This is a genomic window from Streptomyces sp. NPDC047706 (genome assembly GCF_043204795.1).
In the GTDB taxonomy this organism is placed as follows: domain Bacteria; phylum Actinomycetota; class Actinomycetes; order Streptomycetales; family Streptomycetaceae; genus Streptomyces.
The window spans coordinates 191,578-211,728 of record NZ_JBIDCW010000004.1; the positions used below are offsets into that span (position 1 = coordinate 191,578).

General features: G+C 71.7%; 20 protein-coding genes, 1 tRNA gene and 1 pseudogene. 10 read left to right on the forward strand and 12 right to left on the reverse strand.

Features of this window, described 5'->3' with window-relative positions; genetic code table 11:
• Positions 1-42 precede the first annotated feature (42 nt).
• Positions 43-639, forward strand: coding sequence for a histidine phosphatase family protein (locus tag ACGF8A_RS06440; protein WP_393104829.1), 597 nt, complete (start codon positions 43-45; stop codon positions 637-639).
• A 43-nt stretch (positions 640-682) separates the two neighbouring features.
• Here ACGF8A_RS06440 and ACGF8A_RS06445 read toward each other — a convergent pair whose 3' ends face one another.
• Positions 683-2,134, reverse strand: coding sequence for a hypothetical protein (locus ACGF8A_RS06445; RefSeq protein WP_393104831.1), 1,452 nt, complete (start codon positions 2,132-2,134; stop codon positions 683-685).
• 279 nt (positions 2,135-2,413) lie between these two features.
• On the opposite strand from ACGF8A_RS06445, the gene ACGF8A_RS06450 reads away from it, so the two are divergent.
• Together ACGF8A_RS06450 and ACGF8A_RS06455 are read left to right on the forward strand one after the other, a co-directional pair.
• Complete coding sequence (locus ACGF8A_RS06450) at positions 2,414-2,830, forward strand: hypothetical protein (protein WP_393104833.1); 417 nt, start codon at positions 2,414-2,416, stop codon at positions 2,828-2,830.
• 67 nt (positions 2,831-2,897) lie between these two features.
• The gene (locus tag ACGF8A_RS06455; RefSeq protein ID WP_393104835.1) at positions 2,898-3,767 is read left to right on the forward strand and encodes a spermidine synthase; all 870 of its coding nucleotides are present in this window, start codon (positions 2,898-2,900) and stop codon (positions 3,765-3,767) included.
• Positions 3,768-3,864: 97 nt separating this feature from the next.
• On the opposite strand, the gene ACGF8A_RS06460 is transcribed toward ACGF8A_RS06455, so the two are convergent.
• The gene (locus tag ACGF8A_RS06460) at positions 3,865-4,389 is read right to left on the reverse strand and encodes a hypothetical protein (RefSeq protein ID WP_393105148.1); all 525 of its coding nucleotides are present in this window, start codon (positions 4,387-4,389) and stop codon (positions 3,865-3,867) included.
• A 129-nt stretch (positions 4,390-4,518) separates the two neighbouring features.
• On the opposite strand from ACGF8A_RS06460, the gene ACGF8A_RS06465 reads away from it, so the two are divergent.
• The 3 genes and pseudogenes from ACGF8A_RS06465 to ACGF8A_RS06475 form a co-directional block, all read left to right on the forward strand.
• A complete protein-coding gene (locus ACGF8A_RS06465) occupies positions 4,519-5,223 on the forward strand; it encodes a response regulator transcription factor (RefSeq protein WP_393104837.1) in 705 nt (234 codons plus the stop codon).
• Positions 5,220-6,629: a sensor histidine kinase gene (locus ACGF8A_RS06470; protein WP_393104839.1), complete on the forward strand. Its 1,410-nt coding sequence runs from the start codon at positions 5,220-5,222 to the stop codon at positions 6,627-6,629. The genes ACGF8A_RS06465 and ACGF8A_RS06470 overlap by 4 nt, the downstream gene beginning before the upstream one ends.
• A gap of 47 nt (positions 6,630-6,676) precedes the next feature.
• A pseudogene (locus tag ACGF8A_RS06475) lies at positions 6,677-6,820 on the forward strand (chitinase); the annotation flags it as partial.
• Positions 6,821-6,888: 68 nt separating this feature from the next.
• Here the strand turns inward: ACGF8A_RS06475 and ACGF8A_RS06480 are convergent.
• From ACGF8A_RS06480 to ACGF8A_RS06495, 4 genes are all read right to left on the reverse strand, one after another.
• Entirely contained in the window at positions 6,889-8,316 is a 1,428-nt protein-coding gene (locus ACGF8A_RS06480; protein ID WP_393104841.1) for a GH1 family beta-glucosidase, read from the reverse strand.
• Positions 8,317-8,390: 74 nt separating this feature from the next.
• Positions 8,391-9,287 carry a carbohydrate ABC transporter permease gene (locus ACGF8A_RS06485; RefSeq protein ID WP_393104843.1) on the reverse strand — a complete coding sequence of 299 codons (897 nt, stop codon included), beginning with the start codon at positions 9,285-9,287 and terminating at the stop codon, positions 8,391-8,393.
• Positions 9,284-10,315: a carbohydrate ABC transporter permease gene (locus ACGF8A_RS06490; protein ID WP_393104845.1), complete on the reverse strand. Its 1,032-nt coding sequence runs from the start codon at positions 10,313-10,315 to the stop codon at positions 9,284-9,286. The genes ACGF8A_RS06485 and ACGF8A_RS06490 overlap by 4 nt, the downstream gene beginning before the upstream one ends.
• Before the next feature lie 5 nt (positions 10,316-10,320).
• Entirely contained in the window at positions 10,321-11,625 is a 1,305-nt protein-coding gene (locus ACGF8A_RS06495) for an extracellular solute-binding protein (RefSeq protein WP_393104847.1), read from the reverse strand.
• Between the two features lie 362 nt (positions 11,626-11,987).
• Here ACGF8A_RS06495 and ACGF8A_RS06500 point away from each other — a divergent pair, with 362 nt between their 5' ends.
• Both ACGF8A_RS06500 and ACGF8A_RS06505 read left to right on the forward strand, forming a co-directional pair.
• On the forward strand, positions 11,988-13,043 hold the full coding sequence (locus ACGF8A_RS06500) for a LacI family DNA-binding transcriptional regulator (RefSeq protein ID WP_393104849.1): 1,056 nt from the start codon (positions 11,988-11,990) through the stop codon (positions 13,041-13,043).
• Between the two features lie 89 nt (positions 13,044-13,132).
• Positions 13,133-13,429 (forward strand): hypothetical protein, encoded by a 297-nt coding sequence (locus ACGF8A_RS06505; protein WP_393104851.1) that lies wholly within the window; start codon positions 13,133-13,135, stop codon positions 13,427-13,429.
• A 33-nt stretch (positions 13,430-13,462) separates the two neighbouring features.
• Here ACGF8A_RS06505 and ACGF8A_RS06510 read toward each other — a convergent pair.
• The 4 genes from ACGF8A_RS06510 to ACGF8A_RS06525 form a co-directional block, all read right to left on the reverse strand.
• Positions 13,463-13,535, reverse strand: a tRNA-His gene (locus tag ACGF8A_RS06510).
• Positions 13,536-13,643: 108 nt separating this feature from the next.
• Complete coding sequence (gene orn / locus ACGF8A_RS06515) at positions 13,644-14,252, reverse strand: oligoribonuclease (protein WP_393104853.1); 609 nt, start codon at positions 14,250-14,252, stop codon at positions 13,644-13,646.
• A 116-nt stretch (positions 14,253-14,368) separates the two neighbouring features.
• Positions 14,369-15,613 (reverse strand): helix-turn-helix domain-containing protein, encoded by a 1,245-nt coding sequence (locus ACGF8A_RS06520; protein ID WP_393104855.1) that lies wholly within the window; start codon positions 15,611-15,613, stop codon positions 14,369-14,371.
• A 376-nt stretch (positions 15,614-15,989) separates the two neighbouring features.
• Positions 15,990-16,322 carry a hypothetical protein gene (locus tag ACGF8A_RS06525; RefSeq protein ID WP_393104857.1) on the reverse strand — a complete coding sequence of 111 codons (333 nt, stop codon included), beginning with the start codon at positions 16,320-16,322 and terminating at the stop codon, positions 15,990-15,992.
• A 308-nt stretch (positions 16,323-16,630) separates the two neighbouring features.
• Here ACGF8A_RS06525 and ACGF8A_RS06530 point away from each other — a divergent pair, with 308 nt between their 5' ends.
• Together ACGF8A_RS06530 and ACGF8A_RS06535 are read left to right on the forward strand one after the other, a co-directional pair.
• Entirely contained in the window at positions 16,631-17,158 is a 528-nt protein-coding gene (locus tag ACGF8A_RS06530; protein WP_393104859.1) for a universal stress protein, read from the forward strand.
• A gap of 150 nt (positions 17,159-17,308) precedes the next feature.
• Positions 17,309-17,869: a GPR1/FUN34/YaaH family transporter gene (locus ACGF8A_RS06535; RefSeq protein ID WP_393104861.1), complete on the forward strand. Its 561-nt coding sequence runs from the start codon at positions 17,309-17,311 to the stop codon at positions 17,867-17,869.
• 104 nt (positions 17,870-17,973) lie between these two features.
• Here ACGF8A_RS06535 and glmS read toward each other — a convergent pair whose 3' ends face one another.
• Complete coding sequence (gene glmS, locus ACGF8A_RS06540; protein ID WP_393104863.1) at positions 17,974-19,791, reverse strand: glutamine--fructose-6-phosphate transaminase (isomerizing); 1,818 nt, start codon at positions 19,789-19,791, stop codon at positions 17,974-17,976.
• Positions 19,792-19,804: 13 nt separating this feature from the next.
• Positions 19,805-20,062, reverse strand: coding sequence for a hypothetical protein (locus ACGF8A_RS06545; protein WP_141313127.1), 258 nt, complete (start codon positions 20,060-20,062; stop codon positions 19,805-19,807).
• Between the last annotated feature and the right edge of the window lie 89 nt (positions 20,063-20,151).

Below are 20,151 nucleotides of genomic sequence, written 5' to 3' on the forward strand. Positions count from 1 at the left end.
GGTTCCGCCTCAGTTCTTCTTAAGGAAAGGCCCCGTCCCCTCATGGCACCGCGCATCCTGCTGGCCCGGCACGGGCAGACGGAGTGGTCGCTGGCCGGAAAGCACACCGGCAGGACCGACATACCCCTCCTCGACGAGGGGCGGCGCGGCGCGAAACTCCTCGGCGAACGCATGCACCAGGCGCCCTACGCCGGGCTGCGCGGCGTGGAGGTCCGCACCAGCCCGCTCTCCCGCGCGCGGGAGACCTGCGAGCTGGCCGGTTTCGGCTCACGGGCCGGCACCTGGGACGCGCTCCTGGAGTGGGACTACGGCGCGTACGAGGGCCTGACCCCGGCCGAGATCCAGGCCCGCCGCCCCGGCTGGCTCATCTGGCGCGACGGTGTCCCCGGGGGCGAGAGCCCGGCCGACATGACGGCCCGCGCGGACGAGGTCGTCGCCTGGGCCCGCTCGCGGGACCGCGACGTCCTGGTCTTCGCGCACGGCCACATCCTGCGGTCGATCGGCGCCCGCTGGCTTGACCTCCCCCTCGACTTCGCGGCCCGCATCCGCCTCAACCCGACATCCCTGTCCGTGCTGGGCTGGGCGTACGGCGAGCCGGCGATCGAGAGCTGGAACGACATGGGTCACCTGGCGGGGTAGTCGTACGGGGGTGCCACGCCGGGTCCCGCACCCCGTGCCCGCGTCACACCCCTCGTGGCGAGGAGGCGTGCCGTTCGAGGAACTCCGACACCCCGGACGCCCGCCGGTGCGGCAGCAGCACCCGCGCCGTCCCCGCCAGCATCGCCTGGATGCGCGACGACTGGACCTCGTCCAGCAGGTCCAGCACCCGCATCCCCGCTGCGGCGGCCTCGTCGGGCCGCCCCCCGCGCGCGAGGTCGTCGGCGAGTTCGGCCGTGTAGAGGGCGATGTTCCGGGTGAAGTGCGGATCCTGCAGATGCGCGGCCCGCCGCGCGTGCCGTGACGCCCGGGTCCAGTCGCCCAGCGTCGACCAGCACTGGGCCTCCAGCGCCTCCAGTTCGGCTTCTCCGTAGAAGGTCATCCACTCGGGGTCGGCGTCCGAGGGACCCCGGTCGTACAGGGCGTGCGCGCGGGTGAGCGCCTGGGCGCATCCGGTGCGGTCGGCGAGCCCCGCCCATCCCCCTGCCTCACGCAGCGCCAGCAGCGACATCAGCCGCGCCGACCCCAGGGGCCGCGCGATCCGCTGTGCGGCCTGCGCCGCCCGAACCGCCTCCCGGGGCCGGCCGGCATCCCGCGCGAGGAACGCCGTGTTGCAGAAGGCGTGCGCCTCCAGCGCCGGATCGCCGGTCATCCGCGCGGTCGCCAGCGCCTCCGCGTAGTGCGAGCGCGCGTCGTCGAACCGGCCCGAGTCGTGCGCCAGCCACCCCACGGAGATGGCCAGTTCACCGGCGCCGGAATGCAAGCGGTCGGCGGTCGCCTGCCGTGTCGCGCCGGCGTCCAGCAGCGCGTACGCGGCGCGAAGCGGAGCCGCCGCGCGCCGGTACAACCCGTCCGCCCCGTGCCGGTCGTCGAGCAACCTGATTCTGCGGACGGCCTCTTCGAGTGCGCCCGCGTCGCTCGACCCGGCGCGCCGCACGGGAGGTTCCGCCGCCGAGGCGTCGAGTGCGAGCCCGAAGGGGCTCAGCGAGGCGGCGGCCACGGTGGCGCCTCCGCCGGTCATGAATGCGCGACGCAGCACGTCGCTCTCCTCGTAGTTGATGTGCGTGTCGTACGGGTCCTGCGTGGTGTCATACGGCTCGCCCGCCCCGTGCGTCTCACTCGTGCTCTGCGCCGTGCTCTGGGAGCGCGCGGGGGGCGTGTCCTCGTCCGGCCGCGCCCCGCGACCGCGCCCGCGAACGGACGAGCGGGGCGCGAACCCCAGGTCGGTGAGCGTGCGTCCGGGGAACATGTGCAGGAACACCCGCTCGTAGGCGTAGTTGGGACAGCGGATCTCGCCCGCCTCCACCCGGCCGATGTAGCGCGCGTCACAGCTGACCCGCTCGCCGATCTCGCGCGCGGCGCGCCGCACCGCCGCGGCGAACTCGGCAGGTGAACGCCTGCCGCGCAGGCGCCGGAAGGCGAGGTTCGGCCGCGGTGGCCGGTTGGGCTGGGACGAGGTCGCGCTTGACGACGTCATGGCCGGGTCCTCTCATGCGAACCGTCGAACCATGCCGGTTAAGGGTGAGTTGAACTATTTATCCAAGTGATGCCCTGATTCCGGCGGGCAAGAACGTACCTGCTGTGACGGGCACGGCACGCTGCGTTTGGCTACAAACCGGATATCTCATCCAGGATCTGCCATGAACTGCCATCCTTTGCGGCGCACTTCCTCCGTAGCCGTTGACGCCGTCGGACGTTGAACCCGGTGGACCGGGAGCCGCCCGACTCCCGGCCTGCTCGCCCAAGGAGGACTTCCGTGGTGGAGGCCGGGATGGAGACCAGCCGGAGCACTGCTTCCTGTACGCCGTTGCCGGCGTGCGACCTCGTGACGGTTCCCGCCCGGCAGGGGCTGGAGGCAGTGGACATTCTCCGGCGCGGTGAGATCGAGGCCGTGGGCCCGGTCCTGCACGACGACGGCTGCGACACCCTCTGCTTCGTGGTCCCGCCCGGGACGGCGGCGGGGTGGGACATGCCGGGCAGCACCTGCACCGAGACCAACGGACGGGGACTGAACCTGGCGGCCGAGCCGCCGGCCGGTGGCCCCGGGTCGCTCCCGGGCTCGGCCTGGCTGCTGCCGCCCGGCGAGTCCGAGCCGGCGACCGACCCGGCGGTACTGCGCCGGGCACTGGGCGAGGCGGCACGGACGATCGAGGCGGCGGACAACTGCCGCTGACGCCCGCGCCGGCCCCCGCGCCGCCGCCGGCTGAGCCGATGCCGCCGTACCCCCCGATAATGGCTGCGTGGGAAGGTCCAGGAAGCCGCGGCGGGTGCAGGCCGCCGTCGAAGCCGTCGAAGAGACCGTCGACGGCGGGCTCGCCCAGTTGATCCCGGACCGGGACCGGGCGCGTGCGTGGACCCTGCTCATCGACGGCGCCCCGCAGTCGCACGTCGATCTGGACGACCCTGCGTATCTCTTCTTCGAGTACCAGCGGCGTCTCGGCCATGTCGTCGACCTCGCCGCGCCCCCCGGCAGACCGCTGCAGGCCGTGCACCTCGGCGGTGGCGCCCTCACCCTCGCCCGCTACGTCGCCGCCACCCGCCCCCGCTCCACCCAGCAGGTCGTCGAACGCGACGCGTCCCTTGTCCAACTGGTGCGCCGCGAGTTGCCGTTGGCGCCGAACGCGCGCATCCGGGTGCGCTCGGCGGACGCCCGCGAGGGGCTCGGCAAGGTGCCGGACGGCTGGGCGGACCTGGTCGTCGCCGATGTGTTCAGCGGCGCCCGTACGCCCGCCCACCTCACCTCGACCGAGTTCCTCGACGAGGTCCGCAGGGCGCTGCGGCCCGGCGGGCTGTACACCGCCAACCTCGCCGACGGCCCGCCGCTCGCCCATCTGCGCGCCCAGATCGCCACGGCCGCCGCACGATTCAGCGAGCTCGCCCTGGTCGCCGACCCGGCCGTGCTGAGGGGCAAGCGGTTCGGGAACGCGGTCCTCGTCGCCTCGGACCATCCCCTCCCGATCACCGAACTGACCCGCCGCGCCGCCTCCGACCCCCACCCCGGCCGCGTCGAACACGGCAGCAGGCTCACCGACTTCACGGGAGGCGCCACCCCGGTGACGGACGCCGCGGCGGTCGCCTCACCGGCGCCTCCACCGTCGGTCTTCCGCTGAACGCCGAACGCCGGGCACGGAACACGGGGCACGGAAGACCGGGCGCCCGATGCCGGGCGCCGGGCACGGGGCCTGGGGCAAGGGCGCCGCACGCGGGCTAGTACGTGCCGATCTCCACCCGCGGCGGGCCGTCGTGCCATGTGCAGAACACCGACACCCGCTCGGCGCCCGCCGCGAACTCCACGCGGATCCACGTCTGCGTCTTCCACACCTGCATCGACCAGCCCGCGCCCGGGGTCGCCGACACCAGCGCCGCGGAGCTCTCGCCGATGTCGAAGACGACCCGGCCCCCCTCGGTGGCGTAGCTCTTGACCTCGCCCGACGCGGAGGCGGAGGCGGGCGCCTCCGGGCTCGGGCCGCTGCTCGCGGTGGCCGCAGTGACCGGCCCCCGCGTGGCCGGCGGGGCGCCCGGGGTCCCCGACGGCTCGGGCCGGGGCGTGCTCGCGGCGGTCGGCTCCGGCTCCGGCTCCGGCGTGGTCGTGCCGGCTGCGGTGACGGGCAGCGCGCGCGGTGGGTCGTAGACCGTGCCCGCCATGACCGAGTGGACACCCCACCACGACAGCGTGGTCGCCGCGCCCGTGGCGAGCGACCAAGCCAGTACGTGTACGACTCCTCTGAGCATCGCGGGCCATACTGCCTCACCCACGCCACCGCTGTCCCACCGGTCACCGCGGCACGTGAGTTGTCCACAGGCCGCGGGTTGTCCACAGGCGCCGGACCCGGCTCCCCCGCATGGCGTACGGTGCGGCGCATGGCAAGTGTTCTCGTCGTCGAGGACGACCAGTTCGTACGCTCGGCGCTCATCCGGCATCTGACCGACGCCGCGCACACCGTGCGCAGCGTGGGTACGGCGCTGGAGGCCCTGCGCGAGGTGGCCCACTTCCGTTTCGACGTGGTCATCCTGGACCTCGGCCTGCCCGACCTGGACGGCTCCGAGGCCCTGAAGATGCTGCGCGGCATCACGGACGTCCCGGTGATCATCGCCACCGCCCGGGACGACGAGGCGGAGGTGGTCCGGCTGCTGAACGACGGCGCGGACGACTATCTGACCAAGCCCTTCTCCGTCGAGCACCTCTCGGCCCGGATCGCCGCCGTGCTGCGCCGCTCCCGCGCGGCAGCCGGCGAGGCCCCGCCCTCCCCGGTGCTGCGGGTCGGGGGACTGACGGTGGACCCGCGGCGGCGCCAGGCCGAGCTGGACGGCGTACGACTGGACCTCACCCGGCGCGAGTTCGACCTGCTCGCCTTCCTCGCCGGGCGGCCCGGCGTCGTCGTGTCGCGCCGGGAGCTGCTCGCCGAGGTGTGGCAGCAGTCCTACGGGGACGACCAGACCATCGACGTCCATCTGTCCTGGCTGCGAAGGAAACTGGGGGAGACCGCCGCGCGGCCGCGCTATCTGCACACCCTGCGCGGCGTCGGCGTGAAGCTGGAGCCGCCGGGAGCGGAGGCGCGGCCATGAGATGGGCACTGGTCAAGGTCTCGCTGGCGGTCACCGCGATGGTCGTGTTCGCCTTCGCGGTGCCGCTCGGCCTGGTCATCAAGGAGATGGCCCGCGACCGCGCGTTCTCCGGCGCGGAGCGGGACGCGGCGGAGATCGCCCCGGCACTGTCCATCACCACCGACCGTGCGCAGCTCGAACGCGCCGTCGCCGCCGCGGGCTCCGGCGACGTCGTGGCCCTGCACATACCGGGCGGCGACGGCACGCAGGCCGTCGGCTTCGGGCGGCAGCGCGCCGCCGACGCGGACATCGAGGCCACCCGGGAGACCGGCCGCGCCTCGACGGCGGCGGCGCCCGGCGGTTCGGCACTGCTCCAGCCGGTCGCGCTGAGTTCCGGCAGGTTCGCCGTGGTCGAGGTGTTCATTGCCGACGCGGCGGTCGCCAAAGGCGTGGGTACGGCCTGGGCGGTGCTGGCCGGGGTCGGGCTGGCCCTGGTGGTCGGTTCGGTCGCGGTCGCCGACCGGCTGGGCGCGCGGATGGTGCGGCCGGCCCAGCGGCTGGTCAAGGGCGCGCGCGAGCTGGGGGACGGCCGGCTGGGCGCCCGGGTGCCCGAGGAAGGACCGCGGGAACTGCGGCTGGCGGCCGTGGCGTTCAACTCGATGGCCGACCAGGTCGTCCAGCTCCTGGCCAACGAGCGGGAACTGGCGGCGGACCTGTCCCATCGCCTTCGGACACCGCTGACCGTGCTGCGGCTGAACGCGGCCTCCCTCGGGGACGGGCCGGCCGCCGAGCAGACCCGGGCCGCGGTGGCCCAGCTGGAGCGTGAGATCGACACGATCATCCGGACCGCCCGGGAGGCCAAGCCGCAGACCACCGCGGCCGGTCCGGGCGCCGGGTGCGACGCGGCGGAGGTGGTGCGGGAGCGGATGGCGTTCTGGTCGGCGCTGGCTGAGGACGAGGGCCGCAAGGTGCGCACGGCCGGCGTGGACCGCCCGGTGCGCATACCCGTGGCCCGCGCCGACCTCGCCGCCGCCCTCGACGCCCTGCTGGGCAACGTCTTCCGGCACACCCCCGTGGGCACCGCCTTCGCGGTCGACGTGCACAACGGCGAGGACGCGGTGATCGTGCTCGTCTCCGACGCGGGGCCCGGCATAGCCGACCCCGAGGCTGCGATGGCGCGCGGCCGGGGCTCCGGCAGCGACGGGTCGACCGGACTCGGGCTGGACATCGTGCGGCGGCTCGCGGAGGCGACGGGCGGTGACGTGCGGATCGGTTCGTCGGTGCTGGGCGGGACCGAGGTGCGGATCTGGATCCAGCTGGACGGGCGTGAGCGGATGCCCGGGCGGCGCAGTCACCGAGGGGCCATGAGACGCCGCAGACCGGGCAGACCGAGCGCGACGGTCAACCGCTCCGGATCGCTTCCTTAAGCGCACCATAAACTCCCCGGACCCCGTCTCGATCAGGCATTTCGCCGAAGGGCCTCGGCCGGCTGTCCGTGTGGTCGGGCACCCGGGACAAGGCGTGCCCCGGCGGCCCGAAGCCCGCGGCCGACGCCACCTGCGGCTCGGTCGACCAGGAAGAGTTCGCCTTCTCCAAGGCGTTCGCGGCCTACGAGTGACCCCCGACCCCGGGGCGCGGCACTCCTCCCACCGGTGCCGCGCCCCGGCCTGCTCCCCTCGCCCCCGGCTACACCCCCGCGACCGGCGGCAGCGTTCCCGAGCGCGCCGCCTGTGCGTACCACAGGGCGCTCGACTTCGGCGTCCGCTCCAGCGTCGCGTAGTCGACGTAGACCGCGCCGAACCGCTTGCCGTAGCCGTACGCCCACTCGAAGTTGTCCATCAGGGACCACAGGTAGTAGCCCCGGACGTCGGCGCCGTCCGCGACGGCCCGGTGGACCGCGGCGAGGTGGCCGTGGAGGTAGGCGATGCGCTCCGGGTCGTGGACGCGGCCCTCGGGGTCGGGCTTGTCGTCGTAGGCGGCGCCGTTCTCGGTGATGTACAGCGGCAGGCCCGGTGCTTCGCGCGTGTACCGCATGATCAGCTCATGCAGGCCGGACGGGTCGATGGTCCAGCCCATCTCCGTGCGCTCGCCCGGAGGCTGGTGGAACGCCACGTCGTCCGCGCCCGGCCAGGGGGAGTGGGCGCTGGCCCCGTGACCGTCGGCCCGCGGGCCCTTCGCCTCGGAGTCCGCGGCCGAGACCAGCGCCGGCGTGTAGTAGTTGAGGCCCAGGGCGTCAAGCGGCTGGTGGGCGGCGGCCAGGTCGCCGTCCTGGACGAACGACCAGTCCGTCACCGGCGCCGTCGCGGCCGTCAGCGTCCGCGGGTAGGCGCCGTGCAGCATCGGGCCGTGGAAGATTCCGTTGGCCAGGCCGTCGATCTTCCGGGCCGCCGCCAGGTCCGCGGGGTCCTGCGAAACAGGCCGTACCACCGACGAGTTGAGGGACACCGCGATCGCGTTGCGGGCCGGCATCACCGACCTCAGCGCGCAGGTGCCCAGCCCGTGGGCGAGGTTCAGATGGTGGGCCGCCCGCAGCGCGGCCGCCGGCTCCGTCCGCCCGGGGGCGTGCACGCCCGAGCCGTAGCCGAGGAAGGCGCTGCACCACGGCTCGTTGAGCGTGATCCACTGCTCCACCCGGTCACCGAGTGCCTCGCCGACGATCTGTGCGTACTCCGCGAACCGGAAGGCGGTGTCGCGCTCCGGCCAGCCGCCCGCGTCCTCCAGTTCCTGCGGCAGGTCCCAGTGGTAGAGCGTGACGGCCGGCTTGATGCCGGCCGCCAGCAGCTCGTCCACCAGCCGCCGGTAGAAGTCGAGCCCGACCTGGACGGCGGGGCCGCGGCCCGTCGGCTGCACCCGCGACCAGGAGACGGAGAAGCGGTACGCGGTCAGGCCCAGCCCGGCCATCAGCGCGACGTCCTCGCGGAAGCGGTGGTAGTGGTCGACAGCGATGTCACCGGTGTCGCCGTCGGCCGTCCTGCCCGGTGTGTGGCTGAAGGTGTCCCAGATGGACGGGGTGCGGCCGCCCTCCCGCACCGCGCCCTCGATCTGGTACGCGGAGGTGGCCGCACCCCAGAGGAAGTCGGGCGGGAAGGAGACCGGCGATTCGGGTTCAGGCATGGAAGCGCTCCCAAGGAGGTCGAGAGAAAGAGGGGCCGAGGCGGCGGTGACCCGGCCCCTGGGGCGAGAGGACGTCAGCCCTTGACCGCGCCCTGCATGATGCCGCCCACGATCTGCTTGCCGAAGATCGCGAAGACCAGCAGCAGCGGCAGCGTGCCGAGCAGCGCGCCGGCCATGATCAGGGACTGGTCGGGGGTGTAGCCGCGGCCCAGACCGGCGACCGCCACCTGCACGGTCGGGTTGCCGGTCTGCGTCAGCACCAGGAACGGCCACAGGAAGTCGTTCCACGTCTGGACGAACATCAGCATGCCGAGCACCGCCATCGCGGGCCGGGCCGCCGGGAACACGATGTGCCACACCACGCGCCAGCTGCTCGCGCCGTCCACCCGCGCCGCCTCGATCAGCTCGTCGGGCAGCGCCTGGAGCAGGTACTGGCGCATGAAGAACACACCGAACGCGCTCACGATCGACGGCAGGATCACCGCCTGGAGCTGATCGGTCCAGTCCAGCTCGGCGACCATCATGTACAGCGGGATCACGCTGAGCTGCGGCGGCACCATCATCGTGCCGATGACGATCAGCATCATCGCGTTCCGGCCCCGGAACCGCAGCTTGGCGAAGGCGAACCCGGCGATCGTCGACAGCACCACGATGGTGACCGCCGAGATCCCGGCCACGATCGTGGTGTTGAGGAAGGCCTCGCCGAGGTTGGCGTCCTTCCAGGCGATCTCCAGGTTGTCCATCAGGTTCGAGCCGAACCAGAACGGCGGCGGCGTCTCGGCCAGCCGCTGGTTGTCCCGGGACGCCGCGATCGCCGTCCACACCAGCGGGAACAGCGACCCGACGGTGAACAGGGCGAGGATCGCGTAGGCGACGGGCCCGGCGTGCAGGGTCCCGCCGGCGCGCGCGGCCTTGGGCCGCCGGGGGCGCTCGGCCCGCCCGGCGGGGGGCTTGGTGAGTGTCGTCGTCACGGCCGGTCTCCTTGACTACTGGCGCGCAGCCGGCGCGAGATGACGTAGTTGACGATCCCGATCACGATGAGGATCAGGAACATCGTCCAGGCGATGGCGGAGGCGCGGCCCAGGTGCTGGTTGACCCAGCCCTGCTCGTACAGGTACAGGCCGAGTGTCTGGAACTGGTGCTGGGACCCGCCCGAGGCGCCCTTGTTGGCGTCGAACAGCAGTGGCTCGCCGAACACCTGGGAGGCGCCGATCGTCGACACGACGACGGTGAACAGGATCGTCGGCCGCAAGGACGGCAGCGTCACATGGAGGAACTGCTGCCAGCGGCTCGCCCCGTCCAGCGCCGCCGACTCGTACAGGTCCTGCGGTATCGCCTGCATCGCCGCCAGGTAGATCAGCGCGTTGTAGCCGGTCCAGCGCCAGATGACGATGGTCGAGACGGCGATCTGCGAGGGCCACTTGTCGTTCTGCCAGTCGACGTGGTCGAAGCCGGCGGCCCCGAGCGCCCAGTTGATCATGCCGTAGTCGCGGCCGAAGAGCAGCACGAACACCAGCGACGCGGCGGCGATCGAGGTGGCGTAGGGGGCCAGCATCACGACCCGGTAGAAGGTCGAGGCGCGCAGCTTGTAGTTGAGGATGTGGGCCAGGCCCATCGCCATCAGCAGCTGCGGCACCGTGGAGATGACGCCGATGGTCAGGGTGTTGCGGGCCGCGTTCCAGAAGAAGTCGTCGTCGAAGATCCGGGTGTAGTTGCGCAGGCCCACCCAGTTCATGTCGGTGGGGGCGGTCAGCTCCACCTGGTGCAGCGAGGCCCACCCCGTGTAGACCAGCGGAAACAGGCCGAACGCGAGGAACAGCAGGAAGAACGGCGAGACGAAGGCGTACGGGCTGTAGCGCATGTCCCGTTGCCAGCGACGGGACAGCCGGGCCCGGCGCCGCCGCTCCTGCTCGGAGACCGGCGCACCGGCCGGGCGGGCCGGGGCCGCGCCCCCCTCCTTGACGGGGGACGCGGCGGCGGTGTCGTGCCCAGTGGTCATACGGGTCACTGGTCCAGGTTGTTGTCGATGGTCTTCACGGCGGTGTCCCAGGCCTCCTCGGCGGACTTGCCCTGGGCGACCAGGATCACGCCGTTGTCGGTCAGACCCTGCTGGATGATCTGGTCCTTCGGGCCGATCACCTGGACCGGGGCGCTCTTGGCGGCCTCGGCGAAGATCTCGCCGATCGGGGCGTCACCGGTCATGTCGTTCTTGGCGCTCTTGACCTCGTCCATCTCGTACGCGGGCGGCGTGCTCGGGAAGTTGCCCTGCACCTTGAACAGCTTGGCCTGCTGCTCGGGCGCGGTCAGCCAGGCGGCGAGCTTCGCGGCCTCCTCGGCGTTCTTGCCGGACTTGGGCACGGCCAGGAAGGAGCCGCCCCAGTTGCCCGACTTGGGAGCCGCGGCCACGTCCCACTTGCCTGCCGCGTCGGGCTTGGACTTGCCCTTGATGTAGCCGAGCATCCACGGCGGGCAGGACATCGCGGCGAACTTGCTGTTGGCGATGGTGGTGTCCCAGGCGGGCTGGAACTGCGTCTGGTTGCCGACCAGTCCGTCCTCGGCCGCCGCCGCGGTCAGGTCGAACGCGGACTTCACCGCCGGGTTGGTCTTGTAGACGACCTCGCCGGAGGAGTCGTAGAACCGCTCGGTCTCACTGCTGAGGATGGCCTGGATCAGGCCGCCGGGGGAGTCCATGAAGGTGGTGCCGGAGGGCGCGTTCTTCTGGTAGTCGCGGCCGGTGTCGACGAACTTCTCCCAGTCGCCCGCCCACAGCTCCCCCACTTCCTCACGGTCGGTGGGCAGACCGGCCTTCTCGAACAGGTCCTTGCGGTAGCAGATGGCCATCGGCCCGACGTCGGTGCCGAGGCCGATCGTCTGGCCCTCGGGGGTGGCGGCCTGCTTCCACTTCCACTCCAGGTAGTCGCTCTCCTTGCCGTACTTCGACAGGTCGAGCAGCTTGGCGCCCTGGGTCTGCGCCACCTCGGCTATGTTGCCGACCTCGACGGCCTGGATGTCCATCAGGCCGCTGTCGGTGGTGAGGTGGTTGACGAGCGCCGGATAGTAGTTCTCGTTGCGCTCGGTGACGTTCTCCTTGATGGTGATGTCCGGGTGGAGCTTCATGTACTCGTCGTAGAGGCCGGCTTCCTTGAAGCCCATCGTCCCGAACAGGCCCAGCGTGATCGTGGTCTTGCCCTCGCCGCCGCCGGACGAGCCGGAGCCGCCCTCGTCGCCGCCGTCGTCGGCACAGCCGGCCAGCAGCCCGGCGCCCAGCGTCGCGATGGCCGCGAGGACCACCGACTTACGTGCTCGCATTGCGTCCTCCTGTTGCCCTGACGTGCCGACCCCCCGGCCAACTGCGTTGTCGGGCCCGTGATGTGTTGCGCTGCGGCTCGGGCGGGGAACGTGCGGGTTGTGTAGGTGTCAGGTACTGTGGGAGCGCTCCCACCAGTGATGTGTTGAAGAGTCGTCGGTTCCCGCAGGGGTGTCAAGGGAGCGGACAGCGGCAGATGTGTTCAGTTATCGGGCTGTTAACTGGAACGTGAGAGTCCGCTGCGGCCCGTGCGGGCGACGGGTTCCGGCCCCTCTCCGGGGCGCGGCCGGTGCGGGTCACCCCCGCACACGGGACTGTTAGATTTCCAGGCCAGCGTGAGGAACGGCGGCGGAAGGCGGAGCCCATGGCAAGCCACGGAGCGCGGGGCCGGAGCGGTGGCCGGCCCACCCTGGAGGAGGTTGCCGCGCGCGCCGGCGTGGGCCGCGGCACCGTCTCCCGGGTGATCAACGGCTCGCCCCGGGTCAGCGACGCGACCCGCGCGGCGGTCCAGGCGGCGGTCGCCGAGCTCGGCTACGTCCCGAACACCGCCGCCCGCGCCCTCGCCGCCAACCGCACCGACGCGATCGCCCTCGTCGTCCCCGAGCCGGAGACCCGGTTCTTCGCGGAGCCGTACTTCTCGGACATGCTGCGCGGTGTCGGCGCCGAGCTCTCCGACACCGAGATGCAGCTGCTGCTGATCTTCGCGGGCAGCGACCGGGAGCGCCGGCGCCTCGCCCAGTACCTCGCGGCGCACCGGGTGGACGGCGTCCTGCTGGTCTCGGTCCACGCGGACGACCCGCTCCCGGACCTGCTCGGCCAGCTGGAGATCCCGGCGGTGATCAGCGGCCCGCGATCGGCGGAGGAGACCCTGACGTCGGTGGACTCGGACAACTACGGCGGCGCCCGCTCCGCCGTGGAACACCTGATCGCCCGGGGGTGCCGGCGCATAGCCCACATCACCGGCCGCCTCGACGTGTACGGCGCCCAGCGGCGCATCGACGGCTACCGCGACGCGCTGCACGACGCCGGGCACCCGGCGGACGAACAGCTGATCGAGGCGGGTGACTTCACCGAGGAAGGCGGGCGACGGGCGATGACTCGGCTGCTGGCCCGCTGCCCCGACCTGGACGCGGTCTTCGCGGCCTCCGACGTGACCGCGGCGGGCGCCCGCCAGGTGCTGCGCGAGGCCGGTCGCCGTATCCCCGAGGACGTGGCGCTGGTCGGCTACGACGACTCCGCGATCGCCCGCCACATGGAGCCGCCGCTCACCAGCGTCCGCCAGCCCATAGAGGAGATGGGCCGCCGGATGATCGACCTGTTGCTCGCCGAGATCGCCGACCGGCGCCCGGCGGTGTCCCGTCGGCCGGCGCGGCGGCAGATGGTCCTGGCGACGGAGCTGGTGGAGCGGGCGTCGTCCTAGTCGCAGGGTTGCGCCGGGTGAGTCAGCGGCGTCGCCCGGACGGACGAGTCGGGGCGCCGGGCTCCTCGGGGCGTGCATAGGATCCGCGCGTGGCACACACCTTCGAGGAACTTCTGGCGAAACAGCGGGCCGCGGACGAGGCGCACACGAGGGTCCTGGAACTGCGGGACTCCTACGGCGCGCCGACCCACGAGGGCGGCTGGAACGCGCCCCAGCGCGAGACGTACGAGACGGCCTGGCGGGCCTGGCGTGACCTCGACCGCGACCTGGGGCAGACGGTCACCGAGTACGCGAGGGAACAGGGGTCGACACGCTCGGAGGTCGAGGCGGAGCTGCGCAAGGTCCTGCCGGACCCGGAGGCACACCGGAACACGACCGAGGGCTGACCCCTTTTCAGGGATCAGCCCTCGGTTCGACAGGGTGAGTGACGGGACTCGAACCCGCGGCATCCTGGACCACAACCAGGTGCTCTACCAGCTGAGCTACACCCACCATGACCGGTGGTTCTACTGTCGTTTCCCCGACCGGCCGAGAAAAAGTGTACAGGGTCCGAAGGGGTGCTCGCGCACGGCTTTCGCGGCGCCCCTCGCGCGGGCTCGCTCAGGCGGGCTGAGCAGGCAGGACGTGCTTGGCGGCGATCGCCTTCGCGGTGTCCGAGTCCGGGCCGGGCTGCGGTACGAAGACGGCCTCGCGGTAGTAGCGCAGTTCCGCGATGGACTCGCGGATGTCGGCCAGGGCGCGGTGGTTGCCGTTCTTCTCGGGGCTGTTGAAGTACGTCCGCGGGTACCAGCGGCGGGCCAGCTCCTTGATGCTGGAGACGTCGACGATGCGGTAGTGGAGGTAGTCCTCCAGCGTGGGCATGTCGCGCAGCAGGAAGCCGCGGTCGGTGCCGACCGAGTTGCCGCACAGCGGGGCCTTGCCCGGCTCCTTGACGTGCTCACGTACGTACGTGAGGACCTGGTCCTCGGCGTCCGCGAGGGTCGTGCCGGCCGGGAGCTCGGCGAGCAGGCCGGACGCGGTGTGCATCTGACGGACCACCTCCGGCATCGTCTCCAGGGCCCGGTCCGGCGGGCGGATGACGATGTCCACCCCTTCGCCGAGTACGTTCAGCTCGGAGTCGGTGACGAGGGCGGCCACCTCGATGAGAGCGTCGTCGGACAGCGAGAGGCCGGTCATCTCGCAGTCGATCCACACCATGCGATCGTTCATGCGTCCACCCTACGGCCGGGATGCGCATGTGAGGTGTGCCGTGCAGCCGCCGGGACGGCGGCGGAGTCCACAGGGGCGGTTCGCGCCCTGTGGACTCCGTCACACCGTTGCGGCGGTCACGATCCGCTGCGCTGCCCCGGCAGGCTCGCACGGGCGTACGCCTCCCGGGCGTGGTCCCCCGGCAGGGACGAGGCGCCGACCGCGTTCGCCGCCGCCGTACGCCGTGCCTGCATCGGCACCGGCCCCTCCGGGTGCAGCGGAGCCGGCGGGCCGGATTGCGGCGGGCCGGTCATCGGCGCAGGCGCGCCCGCCGGGCCGTCGGTGTCCGAGGGGCGTTCGGACTGCGGGCGGCGTGCTCGGTATGCCGCCCGGTACGCGGCCGGGGACGAGCCCAGCTGGCGGCGGAAGTGGCCGCGCAGCGCGACCGGCGAGCGGAAGCCGCAGCGGCCCGCCACCTCGTCCACCGAGTAGTCCGACGTCTCCAGCAGCCGCTGCGCCTGGAGCACCCGCTGGGTGATCAGCCACTGCAGCGGCGCGCTGCCGGTCAGCGACCGGAAGCGGCGGTCGAACGTACGACGGCTCATGTACGCCCGTGCCGCCAGCGTCTCCACGTCGAACTGCTCGTGGAGGTGCTCCAGCGCCCAGGCGACGACCTCGGCCAGCGGGTCGGCGCCGATCTCCTCCGGTAAAGACCGATCGAGGTAGCGCTCCTGCCCGCCGGTCCGGCGCGGCGGGACCACCAGCCGGCGGGCCAGCGCACCGGCCGCCTCGTTGCCGTGGTCCGTCCGCACGATGTGCAGACAGAGATCGATTCCGGCCGCCGTCCCCGCGGATGTCAGTACGTCGCCGTCGTCGACGAACAGCTCCCGCGGGTCCACGTGGACCGACGGGTAGCGCTTCGCCAGGGTCGGCGCGTACATCCAGTGCGTGGTGGCCGGGCGGCCGTCCAGCAGGCCCGCCGCCGCGAGGACGAACGCCCCCGTGCACAGGCCCACGATCCGGGCGCCCTCCTCGTGCGCCCGGCGCAGTGCGTCGAGGGCCTCCTCCGGCGGTGGCGACGTGATCGATCGCCAGGCGGGCACGACCACCGTCCCCGCGCGGGAGATCGCTTCCAGGCCGTGCGGCGCGGTCAGCTCCAGGCCCCCTGTGGTCCGCAGCGGGCCGTCCTCACCCCCGCACACCAGTAGTCGGTAGCGGGGTACGCCGGCGTCCTGGCGGTCGATCCCGAACACCGACAGCGGTATGGAACTCTCGAAGATGGGGCCGCCGCTGAACAGCAGCACCGCGACGATCTCCTTGCGGCGGCGCCCGGACAGTTTCCGGGCCGCGGTTTCCGGCGCGGCAGTGGAGTCGTGGCTCATACTGCTAAGCCCCCCTCGGTGGTCGCGGCTCCTCGGTTGTGTCGCTCCTGCACGTTTCCCCTCGGTCCTGCACGAGTCCCCCGCCGTAGACATTCAAGATCGAATCTACTGTGTCGGTTGTGCCGGCGTGGCCAGTTCATCACCCGGCACATTGTCGACTTGGCAACTTGGCGTGAAGCATTCGATCACGAAGCGTTGCACTAGCGGGCCGCGCAGGGAAGTGCGCCTTGTCGCAGTGGCCAATCCACGTAGGGTGCGCGCGCCCCCTGAGACCCTTTCCGTGCAGGTCGAACGGGGGTTGAGGGGTGCCGAGAGGTGCTGATGCACACTCCTCAGAAGTTGGCTGAAAAGATACGGGCGCGTGCGCGGAAACCGGTCAGACGACCGGTGTATGCCCGCCAGGGCGCCGCCCACCCCTGTGCGCGCCCGAACCGCTGCGCTGATGCCGGCCCCGGTGCGGCCCGCCCTCCGCGGCGCGCATCCGGGCCGCGCCCCGCTCGGACCCGCGCAGCAGCGCCCGGCACACCGCCGTGACGGCGGCGAGGCCGACGGCGGAGCCCGTGGCGCCGGCGAGGGAACTGCCGCACCACAGGAGGACCACCGGGACGAGCAGGCAACTGAAGGCGGCCCATCGCACCAGGTCGGTCACCGCGTCCGGACCGGACGCGCTCCCAGGGCGCGTCTCGGGGGTCGGGCGGGGTGCGGACATCACTGCTCCCTGTGGTGGCGGCTCTCGTGGATCAACGCCCGTCGCGCCGGTCGGTCACTGCCATGCACGGTCGTAGCGCCGGCGCAAGTGAATCCTGTGCGAACCGCCTGTACCGGGCAGCAACCATTGCGTTACGGGCGCCCCCTCGTGCATGCTCCCTGGAACCCGTCGCGGACGTGAGCGGGATCTGGGCGAAGGAGGCGTGCCGCCGTACCCTTGGGGGTAGGGGGTTGGGAAGATTATTCCCGGACACAGCTCCGTCGCACACTGTCGTCCCACCCATAAAGGATCACAACGCCGAGACAGCCATGGCCGGTCACGAATTCTTCGAACCCGCGGACCGCAAGCGGCCGGTCGCCGACCCCACGGCGGCCGATCCCCTGGCGGCGGAAGAGTCACGCCATGCGTGTGATCCCGCCTTCAAGCACGGCGTGGTGGTCGGCTTCGACGGCTCCACGTCCTCCGAGCGCGCCCTCGCGTACGCGATCGGCATGGCGCTGCGCTCCCGTTCGGGCCTGATCATCGTCCATGTGGCCAACCGGCTGCCCACCACCGTGTGGGCCGGCTGCGAGCCGCCCGTCTTCGTGGACGTGCCCGACCACCGCACCGAGGTGCTCGGTCTGGAGCTCGCCTGCGCGGACTATCTGGCGGAGGTCCCCTGGATCCTGGTCGAGCGTGGCGGGGACATCTGCCACGAACTCGAGGAGGTAGGGCGGGAGTACGAGGCGGACGCCATCGTCGTCGGCTCCACGCACGGCCTCGTGGGGCGCATTTTCGGCTCCGTCGCGGGGCGGTTGGCCAAGCGCGCCAAGCGCCCTGTCGTTGTCATTCCGTAACTCCCCGTTGGCCCAGGTGAGATGCCCCGTGGGCAGGGCGGGTCCCCTTTGTGCGCCACCCGAATCTACTCGTGCGTAGAGGTGTTTGTGCTCTTGTGAAGGGCATATACCGGTCACCGTACAACTGCACAGGCATGAAGGGAGCCCGCCGTGGACAACGTCGTCTCTGCGGGAAGCACCACCACGATCGTCGGCCGACTCGCACTCGGTGTGACCCTGTTGGCCGTCGGCCTCGGGTACACCGGACTGATCGACGGAGTGACGGCGGCGGACGCCGTGACACTGGCTCACTACGTAGGCGGCGTGGCGCTGTTCGTCGCCGGACTGCTCGCGTTCCGGGAGAGCGACGCCGGGACGGGCACCGCGTTCGCCGCCCTCGGCGCGCTCTGGTTCACCTGGGCGGTCTCGCCCGAGGTCTCCGCCAACGCGGCGGGCCTGTTCCTGCTGCTGTTCGCCCTCGTCGTCCTCACCCTCACGCTCGCCGGCGGCGACACGCTCGGGCAGGCCGTGTACGGGCTGTTCTTCGTCGCGCTGCTGCTGCTCGCCATCGCGCAGTTCGCGGACAGCGGGGCGCTGGGCAAGGCCGGTGGCTGGTTCGCCGTCGCCTCGGGGGCCGTTGCCTGGTACGCGGCGACCGCGGCGCTGGCGCACTGGCCGACGGCACTTCCGCGACGCGGTGCCGCGGGCCGCGGTGTGACGGCCGCGGGCTAGCTGCGCCGGCTGGGGAGTTGGGCGGCTTCCCGGCACACGAGACGGACCCCCGCGTGCGGTGGCACACGCGGGGGTCCGTCCTGTTGTCCTGCCCTGCCGGGGTGTTACTCCACCGTCACCGACTTCGCGAGGTTCCTCGGCTTGTCGATGTCCCGGCCGAGGGCAAGTGCCGTGTGGTAGGCGAGGAGTTGCAGCGGGATGCCCATGAGGATCGGGTCCAGCTCGTCCTCGTTCTTCGGGACGACGATCGTCCGGTCGGCCTTCTCCTGCTCCTGGTGGGCCACCGCGAGGATCTTGCCGCTGCGGGCCTTGATCTCCTCCATCGCGGCGCGGTTCTTCTCCAGCAGGTCGTCGTCGGGGACGATCGCGACCGTCGGGAGGGCGGGCTCGATCAGGGCGAGCGGGCCGTGCTTCAGCTCGGAGGCGGGGTAGGCCTCGGCGTGGATGTACGAGACCTCCTTGAGCTTGAGGGAGGCCTCGCGGGCGACCGGGTAGCCGCGGACACGTCCGATGAAGAGCATCGAGCGGGCGTCGGCGTACTCCTTGGCCAGCTCCTCGATCTCACCTTCCTGCTCCATCATCCCGGCGATCTGCGCGGGCAGCTTGCGCAGGCCCTCGATGATCCGCTTGCCGTCGCGCACGGAGAGGTCGCGGGTGCGGCCGAGGTGCAGGGCGAGCAGGGCGAAGGCCACGCAGGTGTTGGTGAAGCACTTCGTGGAGACCACGCAGACCTCGGGGCCGGCGTGCACGTAGATGCCGCCGTCAGCCTCGCGGGCGATCGCCGAGCCGACGACGTTCACGATGCCCAGCACCCGGGCGCCCTTGCGCTTGAGTTCCTGGACGGCCGCCAGGACGTCGTAGGTCTCACCGGACTGGGAGACGGCGATGTAGAGCGTGTCGGGGTCGACGACCGCGTTGCGGTAGCGGAACTCGGAGGCCGGCTCGGCGTCCGCGGGGATGCGGGCGAGCTCCTCGATCATCTGGGCGCCGATCATGCCGGCGTGGTACGAGGTGCCGCAGCCGAGGATCTTCACACGGCGGATCCGGCGGGCCTCGCGGGCGTCGAGGTTCAGGCCGCCGAGGTGCACGGTGGAGAAGCGGTCGTCGATCCGGCCGCGCAGGACGCGGTCCACGGCCTCGGCCTGCTCGTGGATCTCCTTGTGCATGTAGGTGTCGTGGCCGCCCATGTCGTAGGAGGCGGCCTCCCACTCCACGGTGGTGGGCTCGGCCGTGGTCCGGGTGCCCTCGGTGGTGTAGGTGCGGAAGTCGTCGGCCTTGAGGGTGGCCATCTCGCCGTCGTCGAGGGTCACTATCTGCCGGGTGTGGGTGACCAGCGCGGCGATGTCCGAGGCGACGAACATCTCCTTCTCGCCGATGCCGAGGACCACGGGGGAGCCGTTGCGGGCGACGACGATGCGGTCCGGGAAGTCGGCGTGCAGGACGGCGATGCCGTAGGTGCCCTCGATGTGCCGGAGGATCTCGCGGACCTTGTCCTCCAGCTTCTCGGCCTGCGAGCGGGCGATCAGGTGGACGAGGACCTCGGTGTCGGTCTCGGAGAGGAACTCGACGCCGTCCGCCTCCAGCTTGCGGCGCAGGTCGCTCGCGTTGTCGATGATGCCGTTGTGGACGACGGCGACCTTGCCCTCGGCGTCCAGGTGCGGGTGGGCGTTGACGTCGGAGGGGGCGCCGTGGGTGGCCCAGCGGGTGTGGGCGATGCCGGTGGTGCCCTTGAAGCGCGCCGGGACCTTGGCCTCCAGGTCACGGACCCGGCCCTTGGCCTTGACCATCTTCAGACCGGCGGCCTTGGGGGAGGTGACGACGATGCCGGCCGAGTCGTAGCCGCGGTACTCCAGGCGCTGGAGGCCTTCGAGGAGCAGGGGGGCGACGTCGCGCTTCCCGATGTATCCGACGATTCCGCACATATAGATGTATTCCTCAGCCGTAGACGATGCGGCGCAGCTGCCGGAGTGTGAGCTCCGGCGGTGCCACCGCCCGGTATTTCAGGTCAGCCGCGATCTGTTCGAAGATCGTCGCGTTGACCAGGCCCTGGGCCTGGAGCTCGCGGTGGCGGCGACGGACGAACTCCTCGGTCGTCTCGTCGAAGTAGGCGAGCACGTCCTGGATCACCCGCAGCGCCTCACCCCGGTTCAGGGGCGTGGAGCGCGTCAGATGATCTACGAGTTCGTCGTGCACCCGGTAGATCCTGGGGTACCGGCGACACTTTCGCAACAATCTTGCCCGATTTCGGGCAGGGCGGCTTGCGCGGGGCCTCGGGCGATCGA